The 22,002-nt window shown below is 62.4% G+C and carries 18 protein-coding genes; 10 read left to right on the forward strand and 8 right to left on the reverse strand.

Going from position 1 to position 22,002, the window contains the following annotated elements; all coding sequences use genetic code 11:
• Nucleotides 1-127 precede the first annotated feature (127 nt).
• A complete protein-coding gene (gene purL, locus AB4O16_RS21840; RefSeq protein ID WP_460155781.1) occupies nucleotides 128-4,024 on the forward strand; it encodes a phosphoribosylformylglycinamidine synthase in 3,897 nt (1,298 codons plus the stop codon).
• A 5-nt stretch (nucleotides 4,025-4,029) separates the two neighbouring features.
• Entirely contained in the window at nucleotides 4,030-4,341 is a 312-nt protein-coding gene (locus AB4O16_RS21845) for an NGG1p interacting factor NIF3 (RefSeq protein ID WP_460158083.1), read from the forward strand.
• Nucleotides 4,342-4,506: 165 nt separating this feature from the next.
• On the opposite strand, the gene AB4O16_RS21850 is transcribed toward AB4O16_RS21845, so the two are convergent.
• The 8 genes from AB4O16_RS21850 to AB4O16_RS21885 all read right to left on the reverse strand — a co-directional run bounded on the left by AB4O16_RS21850 (nucleotide 4,507) and on the right by AB4O16_RS21885 (nucleotide 14,441).
• The gene (locus AB4O16_RS21850) at nucleotides 4,507-5,454 is read right to left on the reverse strand and encodes an IS110 family RNA-guided transposase (protein ID WP_460155370.1); all 948 of its coding nucleotides are present in this window, start codon (nucleotides 5,452-5,454) and stop codon (nucleotides 4,507-4,509) included.
• Nucleotides 5,455-5,700: 246 nt separating this feature from the next.
• Nucleotides 5,701-7,416, reverse strand: a complete 1,716-nt coding sequence (nagE, locus tag AB4O16_RS21855) for an N-acetylglucosamine-specific PTS transporter subunit IIBC (protein WP_460155782.1) — start codon at nucleotides 7,414-7,416, stop codon at nucleotides 5,701-5,703.
• A gap of 29 nt (nucleotides 7,417-7,445) precedes the next feature.
• A complete protein-coding gene (gene ptsP / locus AB4O16_RS21860) occupies nucleotides 7,446-9,962 on the reverse strand; it encodes a phosphoenolpyruvate--protein phosphotransferase (protein ID WP_460155783.1) in 2,517 nt (838 codons plus the stop codon).
• A gap of 149 nt (nucleotides 9,963-10,111) precedes the next feature.
• Entirely contained in the window at nucleotides 10,112-11,134 is a 1,023-nt protein-coding gene (locus tag AB4O16_RS21865) for an SIS domain-containing protein (RefSeq protein WP_460155784.1), read from the reverse strand.
• A complete protein-coding gene (gene nagA / locus AB4O16_RS21870) occupies nucleotides 11,115-12,221 on the reverse strand; it encodes an N-acetylglucosamine-6-phosphate deacetylase (protein ID WP_460155785.1) in 1,107 nt (368 codons plus the stop codon). The genes AB4O16_RS21865 and nagA overlap by 20 nt, the downstream gene beginning before the upstream one ends.
• Nucleotides 12,222-12,255: 34 nt before the next feature.
• Nucleotides 12,256-12,987: a GntR family transcriptional regulator gene (locus tag AB4O16_RS21875; RefSeq protein WP_460155786.1), complete on the reverse strand. Its 732-nt coding sequence runs from the start codon at nucleotides 12,985-12,987 to the stop codon at nucleotides 12,256-12,258.
• 292 nt (nucleotides 12,988-13,279) lie between these two features.
• Nucleotides 13,280-13,783: a L,D-transpeptidase family protein gene (locus tag AB4O16_RS21880; RefSeq protein WP_160390367.1), complete on the reverse strand. Its 504-nt coding sequence runs from the start codon at nucleotides 13,781-13,783 to the stop codon at nucleotides 13,280-13,282.
• Nucleotides 13,784-13,889: 106 nt separating this feature from the next.
• Complete coding sequence (locus AB4O16_RS21885) at nucleotides 13,890-14,441, reverse strand: NUDIX hydrolase (protein ID WP_460155787.1); 552 nt, start codon at nucleotides 14,439-14,441, stop codon at nucleotides 13,890-13,892.
• Between the two features lie 147 nt (nucleotides 14,442-14,588).
• Between AB4O16_RS21885 and AB4O16_RS21890 the strand changes: the two genes are divergently transcribed.
• The 8 genes from AB4O16_RS21890 (at nucleotide 14,589) to guaA (ending at nucleotide 21,967) form a co-directional block, all read left to right on the forward strand.
• On the forward strand, nucleotides 14,589-15,188 hold the full coding sequence (locus AB4O16_RS21890) for a CoA pyrophosphatase (RefSeq protein WP_150717822.1): 600 nt from the start codon (nucleotides 14,589-14,591) through the stop codon (nucleotides 15,186-15,188).
• Nucleotides 15,189-15,241: 53 nt separating this feature from the next.
• Nucleotides 15,242-15,766: a gamma carbonic anhydrase family protein gene (locus AB4O16_RS21895; protein WP_160390365.1), complete on the forward strand. Its 525-nt coding sequence runs from the start codon at nucleotides 15,242-15,244 to the stop codon at nucleotides 15,764-15,766.
• Nucleotides 15,763-15,978: a DUF1289 domain-containing protein gene (locus AB4O16_RS21900; protein ID WP_160390364.1), complete on the forward strand. Its 216-nt coding sequence runs from the start codon at nucleotides 15,763-15,765 to the stop codon at nucleotides 15,976-15,978. Before AB4O16_RS21895 ends, AB4O16_RS21900 begins: the two co-directional genes overlap by 4 nt.
• Nucleotides 15,979-16,111: 133 nt before the next feature.
• A complete protein-coding gene (locus AB4O16_RS21905) occupies nucleotides 16,112-16,579 on the forward strand; it encodes a VUT family protein (RefSeq protein ID WP_150717825.1) in 468 nt (155 codons plus the stop codon).
• A 77-nt stretch (nucleotides 16,580-16,656) separates the two neighbouring features.
• Nucleotides 16,657-17,838, forward strand: a complete 1,182-nt coding sequence (gene purT, locus AB4O16_RS21910) for a formate-dependent phosphoribosylglycinamide formyltransferase (RefSeq protein WP_460155788.1) — start codon at nucleotides 16,657-16,659, stop codon at nucleotides 17,836-17,838.
• 203 nt (nucleotides 17,839-18,041) lie between these two features.
• On the forward strand, nucleotides 18,042-18,590 hold the full coding sequence (locus tag AB4O16_RS21915; RefSeq protein WP_160390362.1) for a sugar ABC transporter ATPase: 549 nt from the start codon (nucleotides 18,042-18,044) through the stop codon (nucleotides 18,588-18,590).
• A 230-nt stretch (nucleotides 18,591-18,820) separates the two neighbouring features.
• On the forward strand, nucleotides 18,821-20,290 hold the full coding sequence (gene guaB, locus AB4O16_RS21920) for an IMP dehydrogenase (RefSeq protein ID WP_008053208.1): 1,470 nt from the start codon (nucleotides 18,821-18,823) through the stop codon (nucleotides 20,288-20,290).
• A 99-nt stretch (nucleotides 20,291-20,389) separates the two neighbouring features.
• The gene (guaA, locus tag AB4O16_RS21925) at nucleotides 20,390-21,967 is read left to right on the forward strand and encodes a glutamine-hydrolyzing GMP synthase (protein WP_460155789.1); all 1,578 of its coding nucleotides are present in this window, start codon (nucleotides 20,390-20,392) and stop codon (nucleotides 21,965-21,967) included.
• Nucleotides 21,968-22,002 lie beyond the last annotated feature (35 nt).

Genomic DNA, 22,002 nt, shown 5'->3' on the forward strand with positions numbered 1-22,002 from the left:
CTTTCGAGGCAGAAACACAGAGTGGCACCCGAGTGCAACCGTGCGTAGCGTTTCGGGTGATGTCGCGGGCTGTTTAGGCTAGAATGCACGGCCTCAAAGCACACCCCTTCCCGAGGCTGTCCCGAAGATGTTGATCCTGCGCGGCGCTCCTGCCCTTTCTGCCTTTCGCCACAGCAAGCTCCTTGAGCAACTGAGCCAGAAGGTTCCGGCTGTCAGTGGCCTGTATGCTGAATTCGCTCACTTCGCCGAAGTTACCGGCGTCCTGACCGGCGACGAACAGCAGGTGCTTGCGCGCCTTCTGAAGTACGGTCCAAGCGTTCCGGTACAAGAACCGACCGGTCGTCTGTTTCTGGTACTGCCGCGTTTCGGCACCATCTCGCCGTGGTCGAGCAAGGCCAGCGACATCGCTCGCAACTGCGGCCTGACCAAGATCCAGCGCCTGGAACGCGGTATCGCGTTCTACGTGACCGGCCAGTTCAGCGACGCTGAAGCCCAGCTGGTTGCCGATGTGCTGCACGACCGCATGACCCAGATCGTCCTGGGCAACCTCGAACAGGCCGCCGGCCTGTTCAGCCACGCCGAACCGAAACCCCTGACCGCCATCGACGTGTTGGGTGGCGGCCGCGCCGCGCTGGAAAAAGCCAACACCGAGCTGGGCCTGGCCCTGGCCGAAGACGAGATCGATTACCTGGTCAACGCCTTCGTCGGCTTGAAGCGCAACCCGCACGACATCGAACTGATGATGTTCGCCCAGGCGAACTCCGAGCACTGCCGTCACAAGATCTTCAACGCCAGTTGGGACATCGACGGCCAGAGCCAGGAAAAAAGCCTGTTCGGCATGATCAAGAACACCTACCAGATGCACAGCGAAGGCGTCCTGTCGGCTTACAAGGACAACGCTTCGGTGATCGTCGGTTCCGTGGCCGGTCGCTTCTTCCCGGACCCTGAAACCCGCCAGTACGGCGCGGTGCAGGAACCGGTGCACATCCTGATGAAGGTCGAGACCCACAACCACCCGACCGCGATTGCTCCGTTCCCCGGCGCCTCCACCGGTTCCGGTGGCGAAATCCGCGACGAAGGCGCGACCGGCCGTGGCGCCAAGCCAAAGGCTGGCCTGACCGGTTTCACCGTGTCGAACCTGCAGATCCCGGGCTTCGAACAGCCGTGGGAAGTGCCGTACGGCAAACCCGAGCGCATCGTTACCGCGCTGGACATCATGATCGAAGGCCCGCTGGGCGGCGCTGCGTTCAACAACGAATTCGGTCGTCCGGCCCTGACCGGCTACTTCCGTACCTTCGAGCAGTCGATCACCACCCCGCACGGTGACGAAGTTCGCGGTTACCACAAGCCGATCATGCTGGCTGGCGGCATGGGCAACATCCGTGAAGAACACGTCCAGAAAGCCGAGATCCTGGTCGGCTCCAAGCTGATCGTGCTCGGCGGCCCGGCGATGCTCATCGGCCTGGGTGGCGGCGCGGCTTCCTCCATGGCCACCGGTACCAGCTCGGCAGACCTGGACTTCGCTTCGGTACAGCGCGAAAACCCTGAGATGGAGCGTCGCTGCCAGGAAGTCATCGACCGTTGCTGGCAACTGGGTGACAAGAACCCGATCAGCTTCATCCACGACGTGGGTGCGGGCGGCCTGTCCAACGCCTTCCCGGAACTGGTCAACGACGGCGACCGTGGTGGCCGTTTTGAACTGCGCAACATTCCAAACGACGAGCCGGGCATGGCCCCGCACGAAATCTGGTCCAACGAATCCCAGGAGCGTTACGTCCTGGCGGTCGGCCCGGCTGACTTCGAGCGCTTCAAGGCGATCTGCGAACGCGAGCGTTGCCCGTTTGCCGTGGTCGGCGAAGCCACTGCCGAACCACAGCTGACCGTCACCGACAGCCACTTCGGCAACAGCCCGGTGGACATGCCACTGGAAGTGTTGCTGGGCAAGGCGCCGCGCATGCACCGTTCGGTGGTGCGCGAAGCCGAACTGGGCGACGACTTCGATCCGTCGACCCTGAACATCGCCGAGTGCGTCGAGCGCGTTCTGCATCACCCGGCCGTGGCCAGCAAGAGCTTCCTGATCACCATCGGCGACCGTACCATCACCGGCCTCGTGGCCCGTGACCAGATGGTCGGCCCGTGGCAGGTGCCGGTGGCCGACGTTGCCGTCACCGCCACCAGCTTCGACGTCTACACCGGTGAAGCGATGGCGATGGGCGAGCGTACTCCGCTGGCGCTGCTGGACGCTCCGGCGTCGGGCCGCATGGCCATCGGCGAAACCCTGACCAACATCGCGGCTTCGCGCATCGGCAAGATCTCCGACATCAAACTGTCGGCGAACTGGATGTCGGCGGCCGGTCACCCGGGTGAAGACGCGCGTCTGTACGACACCGTGAAAGCGGTCGGCATGGACCTGTGCCCTGAGCTGGGCATCACCATTCCGGTGGGCAAGGACTCGATGTCCATGGCCACGCGCTGGAACGATGAAGGCGTGGACAAGTCCGTGACTTCGCCGATGTCCCTGATCGTGACCGGTTTCGCGCCAGTGACGGACATCCGTCAGACCCTGACCCCGCAACTGCGCATGGACAAGGGCACTACCGACCTGATCCTGATCGACCTCGGTCGCGGCCAGAACCGCATGGGCGCCTCGATCCTCGCACAGGTTCACGGCAAGCTCGGCAAGCAGGCTCCGGACGTTGATGACGCCGAAGACCTGAAGGCCTTCTTCGCGGTGATCCAGGGCTTGAACGCCGACGGCCACCTGCTGGCTTACCACGACCGTTCCGACGGCGGCCTGCTGACCAGCGCCGTGGAAATGGCCTTCGCCGGTCACTGCGGCCTGAGCCTGAACCTCGACGGTCTGGCGGAAACCTCCGCCGACATCGCCGCCATCCTGTTCAACGAAGAACTGGGTGCGGTGATCCAGGTTCGCCAGGACGCCACCCCGGACATCCTCGCGCAGTTCAGCGCTGCCGGCCTGGGTGATTGCGTGTCGGTGATCGGTCAGCCAATCAACAATGGCGAGATCAGCATCACCTTCAACGGTGACACCGTGTTCGAAGGCCAGCGTCGTCTGCTGCAACGCCAGTGGGCCGAAACCAGCTACCAGATCCAGCGCCTGCGTGACAACGCCGACTGCGCCGATCAGGAATTCGACGTACTGCTGGAAGAAGACAACCCGGGCCTGAGCGTCAAGCTCAGCTACGACGTCAACCAGGACGTCGCCGCGCCTTACATCAAGAAAGGCATCCGCCCACAGGTTGCCGTGCTGCGTGAGCAGGGCGTCAACGGTCAGGTGGAAATGGCGGCCGCGTTCGACCGCGCCGGTTTCAACGCGATCGACGTGCACATGAGCGACATTCTGGCCGGCCGTGTCGACCTGAACGAGTTCAAGGGCCTGGTCGCTTGTGGCGGTTTCTCCTACGGCGACGTACTGGGTGCCGGTGAAGGCTGGGCCAAGTCGGCACTGTTCAACAGCCGTGCCCGCGATGCGTTCCAGGGTTTCTTCGAGCGTAACGACAGCTTCACCCTCGGCGTGTGCAACGGTTGCCAGATGATGTCCAACCTGCACGAGCTGATTCCGGGCAGCGAGTTCTGGCCGCACTTCGTGCGTAACCGTTCCGAGCAGTTCGAAGCCCGTGTCGCGATGGTGCAGATCCAGGAGTCGAACTCGATCTTCCTGCAAGGCATGGCCGGTTCGCGTATGCCGATCGCCATCGCCCACGGCGAAGGTCATGCCGAGTTCGCCAGCGAAGAGGCACTGCTGGAGGCCGATCTGTCCGGTTGCGTGGCGATGCGTTTCGTCGACAACCACGGCAAGGTCACCGAAAACTACCCGGCCAACCCGAACGGCTCGCCGCGCGGGATCACCGGTTTGACCAGCCGCGACGGTCGCGTAACGATCATGATGCCGCACCCGGAGCGTGTGTTCCGTGCCGTGCAGAACTCGTGGCGTTCGGATGAGTGGAAGGAAGATGCACCGTTGATGCGCATGTTCCGTAACGCTCGTGTGTGGGTGAACTAAGCGCTGTGTACAAGCTCGGCTTTTTTGTTCCCGACAGTCATGTCGACGTCGTGAAGAGCGCCGTATTCGCCGCCGGTGGCGGGCGAATCGGTGCTTACGACCACTGCGCATGGCAGGTGCTGGGCCTGGGTCAGTTTCGCCCACTGGACGGTAGTCAGCCGTTCATTGGCGAGGCAGGGCAGGTCGAGCAGGTCGAGGAATGGAAGGTCGAGCTGGTGGTGGCGGATGAGTTGATTCGCGCGGTGGTGGCGGCTCTGAAGCAGAGCCATCCCTACGAGACGCCGGCTTATGAAGTGTGGCGGCTGGAGGATTTCTGATTCCTGGCTGCTGAAATGAAAAACCCGCTGAAAGAAATTTCAGCGGGTTTTTTGTTGCTCAGGATTTGCGGTGGGAGTTAGGGCCCTATCGCGGGCAAGCCCGCTCCCACAGGTTTTGCGTACAACATGAAACCTGTGGGAGATTCTATGGTTGAGGGGAAGCCCTCAACTGGCTTTTGGTTGGTATTCGCTCTGCCCCTTCAGTAGGGCGAATACGATCCGAGCAAGCTTGCGAGCCAGTATCACCAGTGCCTGAGTGGTGCTGAAGCCTCGAGCTCTTTGCTCTTCGTAAAAGCCTTTCCAGGCTGACGTTCGGCTGGCCGACATCGCCGCGTTGTGCAAAAGCCGGCGGGCTTCCGGGTCACCTCGCTTAGTCAAACTCCGGCGACCGTCTTTTTGTCCTGACTTCGACACTCGTAAATCCATCCCCAGAAAGGCGATAAACGCATCCGCGCTTCTGAACTCGCCCCGCTGAAACGTCGTGAGCAAACGGGCTCCGGTCAGAAATCCAATGCCTTCAACTTTCAGGCAACGCTTCAACTGACCGAGCAAACCAGCTTCTTTGAGACGATCGTTAATCGTCTTTTCGACCAGCGTTTCAAGCTTTTGCATGGACTTCACTTGCTCGGCGAAAGCAGATTTCAGCAGCGGCTCATTCGCCCAGCTTTGCACCAGCCCGACCCGCGCCTGAACCAAGGCTGCGCGACGACGAAAAAGGCTCAAGAGCTGGCGGTACAGCGGTGATGGCGGGGTCCAAGGGTGAAGATCATCACCTTCGTTCTTCAGATAGCGAGCGAGCAGTCTGGCATCCAGCGCATCGGTTTTGGCGCGGATATTCACCCCTTTGCGGTAATGGCTGAGTTCATAGCCACCCACCATATAAATCACGCAGCCGGCCTCATAGGCCAGATCGGCAAACTCCAGGTGATAGATATTGGTCGACTCAATGGCTACAGCAACAGTCCCCGACAGGACCTTCAACCAATGCTTGATGGCTGTTTTGTTGTTGGGGATCTCTTCGAGCAGGTCAAGTTCGGCGTGATAGATCACCAGTTCGTTCTTGGCGACATCCACGCCTACGATCGGCTTTTTGACAGAAACCGGCATTGCCATTGGATTTCCTCCGGGATATGGTTTTGAGCACTTGAAGGGCTCACCCAGAGGCGCAGGCTTGTTCCTATCGTCGGTCTAGCCAGATGCATTCTTTATCGGCGCTTGGGTGAAAGGAGGAGGGGCGAAATCTCCCACGGATCTGTACTGCGTCAACAGTCAGAATCGGGCTTTGTCCCTCCTCCTCCCTTCAAGTCCTACCATACAAGCGGGCTTGCCCGCGATGAGGCCCGCCCAGGCGACAACAACCTAAACCTTGGCACTCACCTCACTGCGATTGACCAACGCCTCCAGCGCATCACTCAAGCTCGGTGCCTTGTCGCCAATCAGCAGATGCCAGATACCACCCTCCAACTGACTCACACCCTGGCAACCCAGCGCTTTCAAATCACACTCCGACAACGCCTTGCCATCGGCCAGTTGCAGGCGGATGCGGGTCATGGCGATGCAGTCGAGTTGAAGCACGTTGTCGCCACCGCCCAAAGCGTTCAGCCATTTCTGGGCTTGCGGCGTGGCCACGGCAGCAGGTTTCGGTTCATCGACCATCGCTGGAGGGGTGGACACAATCGCTCGACCCAACGCCGGCATGGCCAGGCGAATTTCATCGGCAATGGCGTCGGCCATCGGCCCCACCACCACCTGCAGACTCCCGCCCTTGCCTGGTCGGACCACGGCCATGGCGCCCAGTGCCTTCAAGTCGCCGTCCGAGGCCTTGTTGCGATCCACCATGTCCAGGCGCAGGCGCGTGGTGCAGGCGCCGACGGTGATCAGGTTTTCGGCGCCGCCCAGGGCCTTGATGTAAGCCCCGGCGCGTTCATTCTCGGCAACCGCGGCCTTCTCGACCGTGGCGGCGTCTTCACGACCCGGGGTTTTCAGGTCGAAGCGACGGATACAGAAATCAAACACCAGGTAATAGATCACGGCATACGCCAGGCCCACCGGGAACACCAGCCAGCCGTTGGTGGACTTGCCCCAGCCAAGGACCATGTCGATGAAGCCACCGGAGAAGGTGAAGCCCAAATGGATGTTCAGCGCGTTGGTGATGGCCATTGACAGGCCGGTCAGCAACGCATGCAGCACGAACAGCAGCGGCGCGAGGAACATGAAGGCGAATTCGATCGGCTCGGTCACGCCGGTCAGGAACGCGGTCAGCGCCATCGACAGGAAGATCCCGCCCATCACCTTGCGTCGCTCAGGCAGGGCGTTGCGGTACATCGCCAGGCAGGCGGCGGGCAGGCCGAAGATCATCACCGGGAACATGCCGGTCATGAACTGGCCGCCTTTCGGGTCGCCGGCGAAGTAGCGCGACAGATCGCCGGTCACCAGCGCACCGGTGGTGGGGTCGGTGAAATTGCCGAACACGAACCAGGCCATGTTGTTGAGGATGTGGTGCAGGCCGGTGACGATCAGCAAGCGGTTGAACACGCCGAAGACGAAGGCGCCGATGCTGCCGCTTTCCATCATCAGCGTGCCGAAGCTGTTGATGGCGTGCTGGATCGGCGGCCAGATATAGCCGAACACCACGCCCAGGCCCACGGCGGCGAATCCGGTGGCAATCGGCACGAAGCGCCGGCCGCCAAAGAACGCCAGGTACTCCGGCAGCTTGATGTCCTTGAAGCGGTTGTACAGCGCGCCGGCCATCAGGCCGCTGACGATCCCGGCGAGCATGCCCATGTTGATGCTCGGGTCGAGCGCCTTGAGGGTGGAGATCATCACCAGGTAGCCGATCACCCCGGCCAGACCCGCCGTGCCGTTGTTGTCCCCGGCGAAACCGACCGCGATGCCGATGGCGAAGATCATCGCCAGATTGGCAAAGATCACCTGGCCGGCATCGTGAATGATCGCGATGTTCAGCAGGTCGGTATCGCCCAGGCGCAGCAGCAGGCCGGCAATCGGCAGGATCGCGATCGGCAGCATCAGCGCGCGGCCGAGGCGCTGCAGGCCTTCGATGAAAAGTTGGTACATGGCGGTTCTCCCCGGATTCTTGTTGTTCTTTAGCTCAGAGGCCAATGCTGGTGACAGGCGTGACGCACGGCGCTGGCGCTGCTCAGCTTGAGCAGGTCCTGGCTGATGCGTCGGCATTCGCTGGCGTCGAGATGACGCACGCGGTCCTTGATTTCTCCGACCTGCACCGGGCTCACCGACAGTTCGCTCACGCCCAGGCCGATCAGCACCGGCGTGGCCAGCGGATCGGACGCCAGTGCACCGCACACGCCCACCCAACGCTTGTGCTGCGCCGCACCGGCGCAGGTCTGGGCGATCAGCCGCAGCAGTGCCGGGTGCAGTGCATCGACGCGGGCGGCGAGCCCGGCATGGTCGCGGTCCATGGCCAGGGTGTATTGCGACAGGTCATTGGTGCCGATGGACAGGAAGTCCGCGTGTTCGGCCAGTTGCTCGGCCAGCAGCGCGGCGGCCGGAACCTCGATCATCACCCCCAGTTCCGGGCGTTGCGCCAGTCCCAGTTCGGTGCACAAGGCGTCGAGGCGCTGGCGGATGTGCAGCAGTTCATCGACTTCGGTCACCATCGGCAGCAGGATCCGGCAGCGCGACAATGGCGTGACGTGCAGCAGGGCGCGCAGTTGCTGGTCGAGCAGTTCCGGACGCACCTGGGCCAGGCGAATGCCGCGCAGACCCAACACCGGATTGGCCTCGGCGGGCAGTGGCAGGTAGTCCAGTTGCTTGTCGCCGCCGACGTCGATGGTGCGGATGATCACCGGCTTGTCGCCCATGGCATCGAGCACGGCTTGATAGGCGTGGTGTTGTTCCTGTTCGTCCGGGGCGGTGTGGCGGTCGACGAAGAGAAATTCGGTGCGCAGCAGGCCGACGCCGTCGGCGCCATTGGCCAATGCGTCTGCCGCTTCCGAACTGGACGCCACGTTGGCGGCGACTTCGATGCACAGGCCATCGCTGGTCAGCGCGGGTGTGTGCGCCTGGGCCTGTTGCTCGGCCCGGCGTTGCTGCTGTTGCTGTTGCAACTGGCGCACGTCGGCCAGGCGCTCGGCATCGGGTGTCAGTTCGAGGCGACCACCGTCGGCGTCCAGCACCACCGCTTGGCCCTGTTGTTGATCGAGCAGCGACGAACCCAGCGCGACCACGCACGGCAGGCCTTTGCCCCGGGCCAGAATCGCCACGTGGGAGGTCGCGCCGCCTTCGGCCATGCACAGCCCGGCGACGCCTTGTTGGCTCAGTTGCAATAGATCGGAGGGCGTCAGTTCATGCGCCGCGACGATGGCGCCGGACGGCACGTCGTAATGCCAGGTGTCGCCAAGCAATACGCGCAGGATCCGTTGCTTGAGGTCGCGCAGGTCGTTGGCGCGTTCGGCCAACAAGGTGCTGCCGGTTTGCTTGAGCACTTCGCATTGCGCCTCGATGGCCTGGCTCCAGGCATGGGACGCGGCGGTGCCCTGAGCGATGGATTGCCTGGCGGCGTCCAGCAAGGCCGGATCTTCGAGCAGTGCGAGGTGTGCGGCGAAAATCGCCTCTTCAGCAGTGTCCCTGTGTTTTTTCGCCAAGGCCTGCGTGTGCTCGATTTCGCTGCGCACCTGGTTCAGTGCCGCGTCCAGGACCTGCTGTTGCTGCTGCGGATCATGATTGCCGGCATCCACCGGCAGGCTGATCGCATTCAGGCGAAACAGCGGCCCGCCGACCAGGCCGGGCGCCGCGCAGACACCGTGCAACACGCCGGCTTCGGCGGGGCGATTGCGTTGGACGATCGTGGCTGGCGCGACGGCGTGGCTGTCTTCGGCCAAGGCTGTGGACAGCGCGGTCAGCAAGGCTTGCAGCGCAGCTTCGGCATCCGGGCCCTGGCAGCTGACCCGGACCTCCGCCTGTTCGCCGACAGCCAGCCCCATCAGGCCGATCAGGCTGTCGCAAGTGGCCGACTTGCCGGCGAAATGCAGCTGCGATTTGCTTTTGAAACCCTGCGCGGTCTGACGGATCAACGCGGCCGGCCGCGCGTGCAGACCGCCACGGTGAGCAATGCGCACATGGCCGACAATCTCTGCGCCGGCAAACTCGACATCGATCTGTGCGCTCGACGTCTGGCGACGAATGATGTGCAGCAACGGCTCACCGACCTTGACCGACTTGAGGGTGATGGGGCGCGCCTGAAAGTCCTGGCTGTTGGTGAGGATCAGCAGGCTGACCAGGCTCTTGCACTGTTGCGCGACCTTGTCCAGGTCGTAGCGCAGCAGCGGTTGGCCATTGCTGACGCGCGCACCTTCCTCGACCAGCATCGAGAAACCCTGGCCCTGCAACTCGACCGTGTCGAGGCCCAAGTGCAGGAGCAGTTCCGCGCCGTTGTCGGCACGCAGGGTCACGGCATGGCCGGTGCGGGCCACATGCACCACCACGCCGGCGCAGGGGGCGTGGAGCGTGTCGTTGAGCGGATCGATGGCAATGCCGTCACCCATCGCCCCGCTGGCGAACACCGGGTCCGGGACTTTGGCGAGCGTGAGCACCGGGCCGCTGAGCGGGGCGCTTAAAGTCAGCTCTTTATTGTTGTTGTGCATGGCTCGGTCTCATCAAAAAATACGGTTCGGATCAACGCGTGATCCTTTGTAGGAGCGAGCCTGCTCGCGAAGAACCTGAGAACAACGTGTGCATTCAGGAAGAACGCGTCATCGTTGACGTCCATCGCGAGCAGGCTCGCTCCCACAGTTCAATGCGTACGCGTGACTTTGCTCAGGTGCCGCGGCTGGTCCGGGTCCATGCCGCGGGCCACGGCCAGGCCGGCGGCCATCACGTAGAAACTCTGGATCGCCAGGATCGGGTCGAGGGCCGGGTGTTCGGCGCGGGTCAGGGTCAGGTCGCGTTCGAGCACGTCATCCGGTGCGGCCAGCAGGACACGGGCGCCACGCTGGCGCATGTCGGCGGCCAGGCTCAGCAGGCCGGCCTGTTCGGCGCCCCGTGGGGCGAACACCAGCAGCGGGTAGTTGTCGCCGATCAAGGCCATCGGGCCGTGACGGACTTCGGCGCTGCTGAAGGCTTCGGCCTGGATCGCCGAGGTTTCCTTGAACTTGAGTGCCGCTTCCTGGGCGATGGCGAAACCGGCGCCCCGGCCGATCACCATCAATCGCTGGCAATCGCGCAAGGCGTCGATGGCCGGGCTCCAGTCCTGTTGCGCGGCGTCGCGCAGGCCTTCGGGCAAGGCGCGGCCCGCGTCGAGCAGTTCGGTGTCTTCCTTCCAGTGGCCGATCAACCGGGCGCTGGCGCTGAGGGTGGCGATAAAGCTTTTGGTGGCGGCAACGCTGCTTTCAGTACCGGCCAACAACGGCAGGCTGAACTCGCAGGCCGCTTCCAGTGGCGAATCGGTGGCGTTGACCATCGACACGCTCAATGCACCACGCTTGCGCAACAGGCGCAGGCTGTTGACCAGGTCCGGGCTCTGACCCGATTGTGAAAAGGCGAACGCCACTTGGCCGCTGACCTTCAACGGCGCCTGCTGCATGGTCACCACCGACATCGGCAGCGACGCCACCGGGATGCCCAGCAGTTGCATGGTCAGGTAGGCGAAATAGCTGGCGGCGTGGTCGGAGCTGCCGCGCGCCACGGTCATGCCCACTTGCGGCGGCTGACGACGCAGACGCCCGGCGATCTCGATCATCTGCGGGTCGAGTTGCTGCAATTGGGCTTGCACGGCCTCGAACGAGGACAACGCCTCTTCAAGCATTTTTGAAGTCAATGTCTTCTCCTTCGACCATGACGGCGGTCAGTTTCAGTGAGCGATCCAGCCGCACGCAGTCGGCCCAGGCCCCCGGTTGCAGGCGCCCGCGTTCGGTGATGCCGAGGTAGTCGGCGGGGAATTGCGACAGGCGCTGCGAGGCCTCGGCGATGGGTAGGCCGATCTTCACCAGGTTGCGCAGGGCCTGATCCATGGTCAGGGTGCTGCCGGCCAGGGTGCCGTCGGGCAGGCGCACGCCGCCCAGGCACTTGGTCACGGTGTGGCTGCCGAGTTTGTATTCGCCGTCGGGCATGCCGGCGGCGGCGGTCGAGTCGGTGACGCAGTACAGGCACGGGATCGAACGCAGGGCCACGCGGATGGCGCCGGGGTGCACGTGCAGCAAGTCCGGGATCAGTTCGGCGTATTTGGCGTGGGCCAGTGCCGCGCCGACGATCCCCGGTTCACGGTGATGCAGCGGGCTCATGGCGTTGTAGAGATGGGTGAAACTGCTGGCGCCGGCCTCCAGCGCGGCAACGCCTTCCTCATAGCTGCCCAGGGTATGGCCGATCTGCATGCGGATGCCACGGCTGCTGAGGTCGCGGATCAAGGCATCGTGACCGGCGATTTCCGGAGCGATGGTGATCACGCGGATCGGTGCGAGCGCCAGGTATTGCTCGACTTCGGCCATCAGCGCGGTGTGGGCGAAGTTGGGTTGTGCGCCGAGCTTGCCGGGGTTGATGTACGGGCCTTCGAGGTGCACACCGAGCACTCGGGCGCAGCCTTGAGGGCGCTGCCCAGAGAATTCGCCGACGGCTTTGAGCACCCCGGAGATCTCGTCGCTCGGGGCGGTCATGGTGGTGGCCAGCAGCGAAGTGGTGCCGAAACGCACGTGGGTTTTGGTGATGGTTTCGAAGGCGGGCGTACCCTCCATGATGTCCTTGCCGCCGCCGCCGTGGACGTGCAGGTCGATGAAACCCGGCAGCAGATATGGCAGGTCGTTGTCCGCCGGGTCGCAGGGCACGCCTTCGATGGACACGACCTTGCCGTGTTCGTGAACCAGTCGGCCGCGAACCCAGCCGCGGGCGGTGAGGATGTTGTCTTCGGACATGTCGGGATCTCGTTTTTTGGCGGCCGGCTATGGGTCAGCGACGCAGCTCTGCCACAAAGTCGTAGTAGTCGTTGCGGCAGTAGGTGTCGGTGACTTCGATCGGCGTGTTGTCTTCCAGGTAGCCGACCCGGGTCATCAGCAGCATCGCGGTGCCGGGGGCGATGCCGACCAGCGCGGCGAACTCGTCTGAGGCGTTGATCGCCTGGATGTGCTGCAAGGCGCGGACAACCGGCTTGCCGATGGCGTCGAGGTATTCGTAGAGGGAGTCGCCGACCATTTGCGGTTTGGCAATGATCGAGGCGGGCAGGGTGCTCATCTCGATGGCCATCACCGTGTCGTCGGCTTTGCGCAGGCGTTTGAGGCGCGCGACCTTGTCGTTGGGCGACAGGCCGAGGCGGATCAGTTCTTCGTGGGTCGGCAGGGTGATTTCCCGCTCCAGCCATTGCGAGCCGGGCACGAAACCCTTGAGGCGGAGCATTTCACTGAAACCGGAGAGGCGCGACAGCGGTTGCTCAAGGCGCGGCGTGATGAAGGTGCCGGAGCCCTGGTTGCGACGGATCAGTCCTTGTTCGAACAACACTTCCAGCGCCTTGCGGGCGGTGACGCGGGAGATGCCCAGCGTCTCGCTCAGGTGGCGCTCCGACGGCATGGCCTGTTCGGCTTTCCACTGGCCGGCATGGATCGCCGCTTCCAGATTGCGCGCCAGTTGCAGGTACAAGGGCGTGGGTTGGGTGTCGTCGGGGCGCAGGGCTTGTAGGTCGTTCATGTAGGGCTGTCCGAAACGTATGTAGGAATTGTCGCTCGGGTGTGCCGGAAAATTAATACCACTTGAATACCATGTCAACGACGGTGCCGGGCTCAAATGCAACAAAACCGGTCGGCTGAGGCAACCAGGAGGGAGGTGGATTTCAAGTGGTATTAGAGGAGGGGAGTTGAGAAGCAAAAATCGCAGCCTGTGACAGCCTCTGCCGGAGGGAGTGGTATCACCTCGGCAGGCGCTGCAGCAGGCTGCGATTTTTAGATTTTATTTTCCAATGCCGACCAATGGTCGTGGGAAATTACGGACGGATTTCGATCATCGTGCCGTCCGGCACCAGGTTCCAGATTTCGCGCATGTCCATGTTGCGCATGGCGATGCAGCCGTCGGTCCAGTCCAGGGTGTGGAACAGGTCTTCCGGGGTGTCTTCGGTGTCCGGGGTGCCGTGGATCATGATCATGCCGCCGGGCTCGACGCCTTCGCGACGGGCGCGGGCCGAGTCGCTGATGTTCGGGTAGGAGATGTGCATCGCCAGGTTGAATTTGTCACTGACCTTGCGCCAGTCGACCCAGTAGAAGCCTTCCGGGGTGCGTTTGTCGCCTTCCATCAGCTTCGGCCCCTTGGGACGCTTGCCCAGGGAAATGCGATAGGTCTTGAGCGGCTTGCCGTCATTGATCAATTGCAATTGATGGGACGACTTGAGAACCAGGATTTTCTCGATGACCTTGCCGTTCAGGGTTTCCACGGCAGAAGCCTGGGATACCGTGACGAACGACAAGCAGAACAGGGCAAGCAACCAGCGCATTGAAACGATTCCCCAGGAGGTGTCGCGACTATTTATTTATAGATGTTTTTGTAGGAGCTGCCGCAGGCTGCGATTTTCAGCGGCTACGAATGATAGCAATGCAGCATCAAGTAATGGCAGGCTGAGCAAGCGGCGGGATCGATTCAGACCGTACGGGATAGACCTCGGTCCGCCGGTCAGCGAAGAAGCATTCTAAGGTACGGCCCACCGTGCGGAAAGCCAGCTCATCCCAAGGAATGTCCGCTTCGTCGAATAGTTGCACCTCCAGGCTCTCGGGGCCGGCAGAAAAATCCAGGTCCGCCAGCTCGGCACGGAAGAACACATGCACCTGGCTGATGTGCGGCACGTCGATCAGGGTATAGATGCTCAGGTTGCGCACCCGGGCGCAGGCTTCCTCGGCGGTTTCGCGAATGGCGGCCTGTTCGATGGTCTCGCCGTTCTCCATGAAACCGGCGGGCAGGGTCCAGTAACCGCGACGTGGCTCGATGGCCCGCCGGCACAGCAACACCTGGGTGCCCCAGGTCGCCACGCAGCCGGCGACGATGTTGGGGTTCTGGTAGTGAATGGCGTGACAGCTGTCGCAGACAAAACGCAGGCGCGAATCGCCTTCGGGAATGCGCTGGGTCACCGGGTTACCGCACTGGCTGCAAAATTTCATGCTGGGGTTCCTGAATGCTGGGCCTATCTTGGCGTGCGGCAGTGCCGGTCGGCAAGTTGTCGTTTCGCGACATGGGGCGGTTGCGGGGGTTGGGCGACCGCAGCGATTGGTGCATGATGCAGGGTAAGGCACAGATCGAGAACACTCATGCTGGATGAGCTACTGCATCGGGTTAGTCACCACACACCACGCACACTGGAGACCGACCGTCGTTTTCCCGAGGCCGCGGTGCTGGTGCCCATCACTCGCAGTGACGAACCTGAGCTGGTGTTGACCCTGCGTGCCAGCGGCCTGTCGACCCATGGCGGCGAAGTCGCCTTCCCCGGCGGGCGCCGTGACCCCGAAGACCCCGACCTGATTTTCACCGCCCTGCGCGAAGCCGAAGAAGAGATCGGCCTGCCGCCGGGGCTGGTCGAGGTGATCGGCCCGCTCAGCCCGCTGATCAGCCTGCATGGCATCAAGGTCACGCCCTATGTCGGGATAATCCCGGATTTTGTCGAATACCGGGCCAACGATGCCGAGATCGCCGCGGTGTTCAGCGTGCCCCTGGAGTTCTTCCGCAAGGATCCCCGCGAACATACCCATCGCATCGATTATCAGGGCCGCAGCTGGTATGTGCCGAGCTATCGCTTTGGTGAGTACAAGATCTGGGGGCTGACGGCGATCATGATCGTCGAGTTGATCAACCTGCTGTATGACGCCAAAATCAGCCTGCACCAACCTCCCAAAAGCTTTATCAATACCTGAAACCATCGTTCGAATGGTTTGAAACTGCCCGCCTGAGCCTTGAGGACAACACGATGAAATACCGCCTGGGCGACGCCCGCGTCGAAACCCATCCACAGAGCTGGGTCGCCCCCAATGCCGTGCTGGTGGGCAAGGTCAAGCTGGAAGAGGGCGCCAACGTCTGGTTCAACGCCGTGCTGCGCGGTGATAACGAGTTGATCCTGATCGGCAGGAACAGCAACGTCCAGGACGGCACCGTGATGCACACCGACATGGGCTACCCGCTGACCATCGGCACCGGCGTGACCATCGGCCACAACGCCATGCTCCACGGCTGCACCGTCGGCGACAACAGCCTGATCGGCATCAATGCGGTGATTCTCAACGGCGCGAAGATCGGCAAGAACTGCATCATCGGCGCCAATTCGCTGATCGGCGAAGGCAAGGAAATCCCGGACGGCTCGCTGGTCATGGGCTCGCCCGGCAAGGTGGTGCGCGAGTTGACCGAGCAGCAAATCAAGATGCTGGAGGCCAGCGCTGCTCACTACGTGCACAACTCGCAGCGTTATGCCCGCGATCTGGCCGAGCAGGAACAATGACCGCCAGCGAACGCCCGGTAGCATCGCCCTGCGTGAATATCTGTGCGCTGGACGACGATGACATCTGCACCGGTTGCCAGCGTACGGTCGAGGAGATCACCCGCTGGAGCCGCATGGACAACGACGAACGGCGCAAAGTGCTGGGGTTGTGTCATGAGCGGGCCAAGGCCAGTGGGTTGGTGTGGATGATCGGGGCAAAGCCGGGGTTGTAGGAGCGAGCTTGCTCGCGATGGACTCAAGAACACCGCGGGGAACCTGACTCCCCGCGTTTTCGTTCACGACCATCGCGAGCAGGCTCGCTCCTACAGTATTCTGTGCGTCAAATTTCCAGGTATTTCCCCCCCCATGCTCTTCCTGATCGCCTACATCAGCAGCGTCGTGCTGATCAACTTCGCCTTCTCCACCGCGCCGCACCTGGACATCATCTGGTCGGCCTGGGGCGGGCTGGTGTTCATTCTGCGCGACATGGTGCAAACCCGCTTCGGCCACGGCGCGATCGCGGCGATGCTGGCGGCGCTGGTGTTGTCCTATGCCACTTCCGATCCGTCCATCGCCCTGGCCAGCGCCACGGCCTTCGCGGTGTCCGAGTGCATCGACTGGCTGGTGTTCAGCATCACCAAACGCCCGCTGCATGACCGCCTGTGGATAAGTTCGGCGCTGAGCATTCCCCTCGATACCTTTATCTTTTTCGGCATGATCGACGCACTGACGCCGGGTGTGATCCTCACTGCCCTGGGCTCGAAGTTCGCCGGTGTGACCGCCGTGTGGCTGATCATGGCCTGGCGCCTGCGCAAACAGGCTGTCGTCAGCTGAAGTTCATGTAAAATGCCGCGCTTTCTCCCCATGGGAAGCGCGCTTCCCTCGATGATCCGCTCCTTGAGGACCTTCAGATGACCCGTATCGGAACTCCATTGTCGCCGACCGCGACCCGCGTATTGATGTGTGGCTGTGGCGAGTTGGGCAAGGAAGTGGTGATCGAGTTGCAACGCCTGGGCGTTGAAGTGATTGCCGTTGACCGCTACGCCAACGCCCCGGCCATGCAGGTGGCGCACCGCAGCCACGTGATCAACATGCTCGATGGCGCTGCCCTGCGTGCCGTGATCGAAGCGGAGAAGCCGCACTTCATCGTGCCGGAAATCGAAGCCATCGCCACCGCGACCCTGGTGGAACTGGAGGCCGAAGGCTTCACCGTGATCCCGACCGCCCGCGCCGCGCAGTTGACCATGAACCGCGAAGGCATCCGTCGCCTGGCCGCTGAAGAGCTGGACCTGCCGACCTCGCCGTACCATTTCGCCGACACCTTCGAGGACTACAGCAAGGCCGTCGAAGACCTCGGTTTCCCATGCGTGGTCAAGCCGGTCATGAGTTCTTCGGGCAAGGGCCAGAGCCTGCTGCGCAGCGTCGATGACGTGAAAACTGCCTGGGATTACGCCCAGGAAGGCGGCCGCGCCGGCAAGGGCCGCGTGATCATCGAAGGTTTCATCGATTTCGACTACGAAATCACCCTGCTGACCGTGCGCCACGTCGGCGGCACCACCTTCTGCGCACCGGTCGGCCACCGTCAGGAGAAGGGCGACTATCAGGAATCCTGGCAGCCGCAAGCCATGAGCCCGGTTGCCCTGGCTGAGTCCGAGCGTGTTGCCAAAGCGGTGACCGAAGCCCTGGGTGGCCGTGGTCTGTTCGGCGTCGAGCTATTCATCAAGGGTGATCAGGTGTGGTTCAGCGAAGTCTCGCCGCGTCCGCACGACACCGGGCTGGTGACGCTGATCTCCCAGGACCTGTCGCAGTTCGCCCTGCATGCCCGCGCAATCCTGGGCTTGCCGATCCCGTTGATCCGTCAGTTCGGGCCTTCGGCCTCGGCAGTGATCCTGGTGGAAGGGCAGTCGACCCAGACCGCTTTCGCCAACCTGGGTGCGGCCTTGAGCGAGCCGGATACCGCGCTGCGTCTGTTCGGCAAGCCTGAAGTCAACGGCCAGCGCCGCATGGGCGTTGCCCTGGCGCGCGACGAGTCGATCGAAACCGCCCGCGCCAAAGCAACCCGCGCTTCCCAGGCGGTTGTCGTAGAGCTGTAATTAACTCTCTGTCAGGTCGTATCTCCTGTGGGAGCGGGCTTGCCCGCGATAGCGGTGGTTCAGTCGACATCAATGTTTGATGTGCCGACGCCATCGCGGGCAAGCCCGCTCCCACAGGGATACAGGCCAGCCCGACTTTACGGGTCGACCTATAATTTGTGCATGCGCAAGACCCTCTCATCAAAGCTTCAGGCCTGTACCCCATGAATTCGCAAAGCATCATCGTCCCGAAAATCTCCACCCTGCCGGTGCACGAGCCTCGGGCCCGGGCGATTGTGCGTTGGCTGGTGCGCAAGAACATCATCCAGGAAGAACTGACCACTTGCGGCCGCACCGGCAATCGCATGGCCCATGCCATCGCCGACGGTGCCCGCGCAGTGGTCCTGCACCCCGAAGCCCTGCCGTTCGGCGAACCGGTCAACGGCCTGGAGATCGTCACCAAGCGCTGCATCTATACGCCGGCCAAGGGTTTCCTTGAAGAAGCGGGCTGCGCCGAGTGCCGCAAGGAAGTCGGTGAGGCCCTGTTCGAAAGCCTGGAAGACTGGATGCCGGGGCGCACCGACAACTTCACCTGCCCCGAATGCGGGCATGAAGACGACATCAACGGCTTCCTGTTCCTGCAGGAATGCGGCTTTTCCAACCTCGGTTTCATCTTCAATAACTGGGCCGAAGCCGGGTTCAAGCAGAGCTTTATCGACGAGTTCGCCGATTGGCTGGATCACCCCGTCAGCTGGGTCAAAGTCGAACTCTGATGACCCTGTAGGAGCGAGCCTGCTCGCGATGGACTCAAGAACTCCGCGGGGAACCAGACTCCCCGCGTTATCGTTAACGACCATCGCGAGCAGGCTCGCTCCTACAGATTATTTGGCGCCAGATACCCCGTTGATCACTGCTTCGATAATAGACAGAGTTTTACATTGAACCCGAGGGGGTGTCTGACTATAATGGCGCGCTTCCATTTTCCCGCTCGGGAGCCCCCGCGATGCTGCGTATCAGCCAAGAAGCTCTGACATTCGACGACATTCTCCTAGTGCCCGGTTATTCCGAGGTGCTTCCTAACGAAGTCAGTCTCAAGACCCGCCTTACCCGTGGCATCGAGCTGAATATTCCACTGGTTTCCGCCGCCATGGACACCGTCACTGAAGCCCGTCTGGCAATCGCCATGGCTCAGGAAGGTGGTATCGGTATCATCCACAAGAACATGACCATCGAGCAGCAAGCTGCCGAAGTGCGCAAGGTCAAGCGTTACGAAGCCGGTGTGGTCAAGGATCCGATCACCATCGTCGCCGACGCCACCGTGCGCGAGTTGTTCGAACTGACCCGCATGCACAACATCTCCGGCGTTCCGGTGCTGCACAATGGCGACCTGGTCGGCATTGTCACCTCCCGTGACGTGCGTTTCGAGAACCGTCTGGAAGCCACCGTCCGTGAAGTGATGACGCCTAAAGAGCGTCTGGTCACGGTCAAGGAAGGCGCCGACAAGAACGACGTTCGCGAGTTGCTGCACAAGCACCGCATCGAACGCGTGCTGATCGTCGACGACAAATTCGCCCTCAAAGGCATGATGACCGTCAACGACATCGAAAAAGCCAAGGCTTACCCGCTGGCCAGCAAGGACGATCAAGGTCGTCTGCGTGTTGGCGCTGCAGTCGGTACCGGTAAAGACACCGGTGACCGCGTTGCCGCGCTGGTCGCCGCCGGCGTTGACGTGGTGGTGGTCGACACCGCTCACGGTCACTCCAAGGGCGTGATCGACCGCGTTCGCTGGGTCAAGCAGAACTTCCCTGAAGTGCAGGTCATCGGCGGCAACATCGCCACCGGCGCTGCCGCCAAGGCCCTGGCCGAAGCGGGCGCCGACGCCGTCAAGGTCGGTATCGGCCCAGGCTCGATCTGCACCACCCGTATCGTCGCCGGTGTCGGCGTGCCGCAAATCAGCGCCATCGCCAACGTCGCCGCTGCCCTCGAAGGCACTGGCGTACCGTTGATCGCCGATGGCGGCATCCGTTTCTCCGGTGACCTGTCCAAGGCCATCGTAGCCGGTGCTTCCTGCGTGATGATGGGCTCGATGTTCGCCGGTACCGAAGAGGCGCCGGGCGAGATCGAACTGTTCCAGGGCCGTTCGTACAAGGCTTATCGCGGCATGGGTTCGCTGGGCGCCATGTCCCAGGCCCAGGGTTCTTCCGACCGTTACTTCCAGGACTCCTCGGCAGGCGCCGAGAAGCTGGTTCCGGAAGGCATCGAAGGGCGTGTTCCGTACAAGGGCACCCTGAGCGCGATCATCCACCAGTTGATGGGCGGCCTGCGCTCCTCGATGGGCTACACCGGCAGTGCCGACATCGAAGAGATGCGCACCAAGCCTGAGTTCGTGCGGATCACCGGCGCCGGCATGGCCGAATCCCACGTTCACGACGTGCAGATCACCAAGGAAGCGCCAAACTACCGCGTAGGTTGAGCCTTCAAGCAACACGCTAAGCAACCGGGGCTGTTTGATTCAGCCCCGAGTTGTTTCTGAATCACGACTGTTTCCGAATTTTTTAGACGAGACTGAATCATGGCCCTCGACATTCACGCCCACCGCATCCTGATCCTCGACTTCGGTTCCCAGTACACCCAGCTGATCGCCCGCCGCGTGCGCGAAATCGGCGTGTATTGCGAACTGCACCCGTTCGACATGGACGAAGATGCGATCCGCGAATTCGCTCCTAAAGGCGTCATCCTCGCCGGCGGCCCGGAGTCGGTCCACGAAGCCAACAGCCCGCGCTGCCCGCAAGCGGTGTTCGACCTGGGCGTGCCGGTCTTCGGTATCTGCTACGGCATGCAGACCATGGCTGAGCAACTGGGCGGCAAGGTTGAAGGTTCCGAGCTGCGTGAGTTCGGTTATGCCCGCGTAGACGTGGTCGGCAAGAGCCGCCTGCTCGACGGCATCGAAGACCACATCGACGCCGACGGCCTGTTCGGCCTCGACGTGTGGATGAGCCACGGTGACAAAGTCACCAAGATGCCGGAAGACTTCCACATCCTGGCCAGCACCCCGAGCTGCCCGATTGCCGGTATGTTCAACGATGCTCGCGGCTACTACGGCGTGCAGTTCCACCCGGAAGTGACCCATACCAAGCAGGGCGGTCGTATCCTGTCGCGCTTCATCCTCGACATCTGCGGCTGCGAAGCCCTGTGGACGCCATCGAAGATCGCTGAAGACGCCATCGCCCAGGTTCGCGCCCAGGTCGGCACCGACAACGTCCTGCTCGGCCTGTCCGGCGGTGTTGACTCGTCCGTGGTTGCCGCGCTGCTGCACAAGGCCATCGGCGACCAGCTGACCTGCGTGTTCGTCGACAACGGCCTGCTGCGCCTGCACGAAGGCGAGCAAGTGATGGCCATGTTCGCCGAGAACATGGGCGTCAAGGTGATCCGCGCCAACGCTGAAGATCAGTTCCTGAACAACCTGGCCGGCGAGTCCGACCCGGAGAAGAAGCGCAAGATCATCGGCCGCACCTTCATCGACGTATTCGATGCCCAGTCGAACAAACTGGATAACATCAAGTACCTCGCTCAGGGCACCATCTACCCGGACGTGATCGAGTCGGCTGGCGCGAAAAGCGGCAAGGCCCACGTGATCAAGTCGCACCACAACGTGGGCGGCCTGCCGGAAGAGATGAACCTGAAACTGGTCGAGCCACTGCGCGAACTGTTCAAGGACGAAGTCCGTCGTCTGGGCCTGGAACTGGGCCTGCCGTACGACATGGTCTACCGTCACCCGTTCCCGGGCCCGGGCCTGGGCGTGCGTATCCTCGGCGAAGTGAAGAAGGAATACGCCGACCTGCTGCGTCGCGCCGACCACATCTTCATCGAAGAACTGCGCAAGGCCGACTGGTACCACAAGGTCAGCCAGGCGTTCGTGGTGTTCCAGCCGGTGAAATCGGTTGGCGTGGTGGGCGATGGCCGTCGTTACGCCTGGGTCGTGGCCCTGCGTGCCGTAGAGACCATCGACTTCATGACCGCACGTTGGGCACACCTGCCTTACGAACTGCTGGAAACCGTATCCGGCCGCATCATCAATGAAATCGAAGGCATCTCCCGCGTCACCTACGACGTGTCGAGCAAGCCGCCGGCGACCATTGAGTGGGAATGATCCCGCGTCAGCCCTGAGGGTTTGATCGCTGGATG

Source organism: Pseudomonas sp. S2_H10, assembly GCF_054668285.1.

Excerpts from the sequence above, each read along its gene's own strand:
- purL (WP_460155781.1), top strand. The coding sequence starts at position 128 with ATGTTGATCCTGCGCGGCGCTCCTGCCCTTTCTGCCTTTCGCCACAGC.
- AB4O16_RS21850 (WP_460155370.1), bottom strand. The coding sequence starts at position 5,454 with ATGGCAATGCCGGTTTCTGTCAAAAAGCCGATCGTAGGCGTGGATGTC.
- nagE (WP_460155782.1), bottom strand. The coding sequence starts at position 7,416 with ATGTACCAACTTTTCATCGAAGGCCTGCAGCGCCTCGGCCGCGCGCTG.
- ptsP (WP_460155783.1), bottom strand. The coding sequence starts at position 9,962 with ATGCACAACAACAATAAAGAGCTGACTTTAAGCGCCCCGCTCAGCGGC.
- nagA (WP_460155785.1), bottom strand. The coding sequence starts at position 12,221 with ATGTCCGAAGACAACATCCTCACCGCCCGCGGCTGGGTTCGCGGCCGA.
- AB4O16_RS21875 (WP_460155786.1), bottom strand. The coding sequence starts at position 12,987 with ATGAACGACCTACAAGCCCTGCGCCCCGACGACACCCAACCCACGCCC.
- AB4O16_RS21880 (WP_160390367.1), bottom strand. The coding sequence starts at position 13,783 with ATGCGCTGGTTGCTTGCCCTGTTCTGCTTGTCGTTCGTCACGGTATCC.
- AB4O16_RS21885 (WP_460155787.1), bottom strand. The coding sequence starts at position 14,441 with ATGAAATTTTGCAGCCAGTGCGGTAACCCGGTGACCCAGCGCATTCCC.
- AB4O16_RS21890 (WP_150717822.1), top strand. The coding sequence starts at position 14,589 with ATGCTGGATGAGCTACTGCATCGGGTTAGTCACCACACACCACGCACA.
- AB4O16_RS21895 (WP_160390365.1), top strand. The coding sequence starts at position 15,242 with ATGAAATACCGCCTGGGCGACGCCCGCGTCGAAACCCATCCACAGAGC.
- AB4O16_RS21900 (WP_160390364.1), top strand. The coding sequence starts at position 15,763 with ATGACCGCCAGCGAACGCCCGGTAGCATCGCCCTGCGTGAATATCTGT.
- AB4O16_RS21905 (WP_150717825.1), top strand. The coding sequence starts at position 16,112 with ATGCTCTTCCTGATCGCCTACATCAGCAGCGTCGTGCTGATCAACTTC.
- purT (WP_460155788.1), top strand. The coding sequence starts at position 16,657 with ATGACCCGTATCGGAACTCCATTGTCGCCGACCGCGACCCGCGTATTG.
- AB4O16_RS21915 (WP_160390362.1), top strand. The coding sequence starts at position 18,042 with ATGAATTCGCAAAGCATCATCGTCCCGAAAATCTCCACCCTGCCGGTG.
- guaB (WP_008053208.1), top strand. The coding sequence starts at position 18,821 with ATGCTGCGTATCAGCCAAGAAGCTCTGACATTCGACGACATTCTCCTA.
- guaA (WP_460155789.1), top strand. The coding sequence starts at position 20,390 with ATGGCCCTCGACATTCACGCCCACCGCATCCTGATCCTCGACTTCGGT.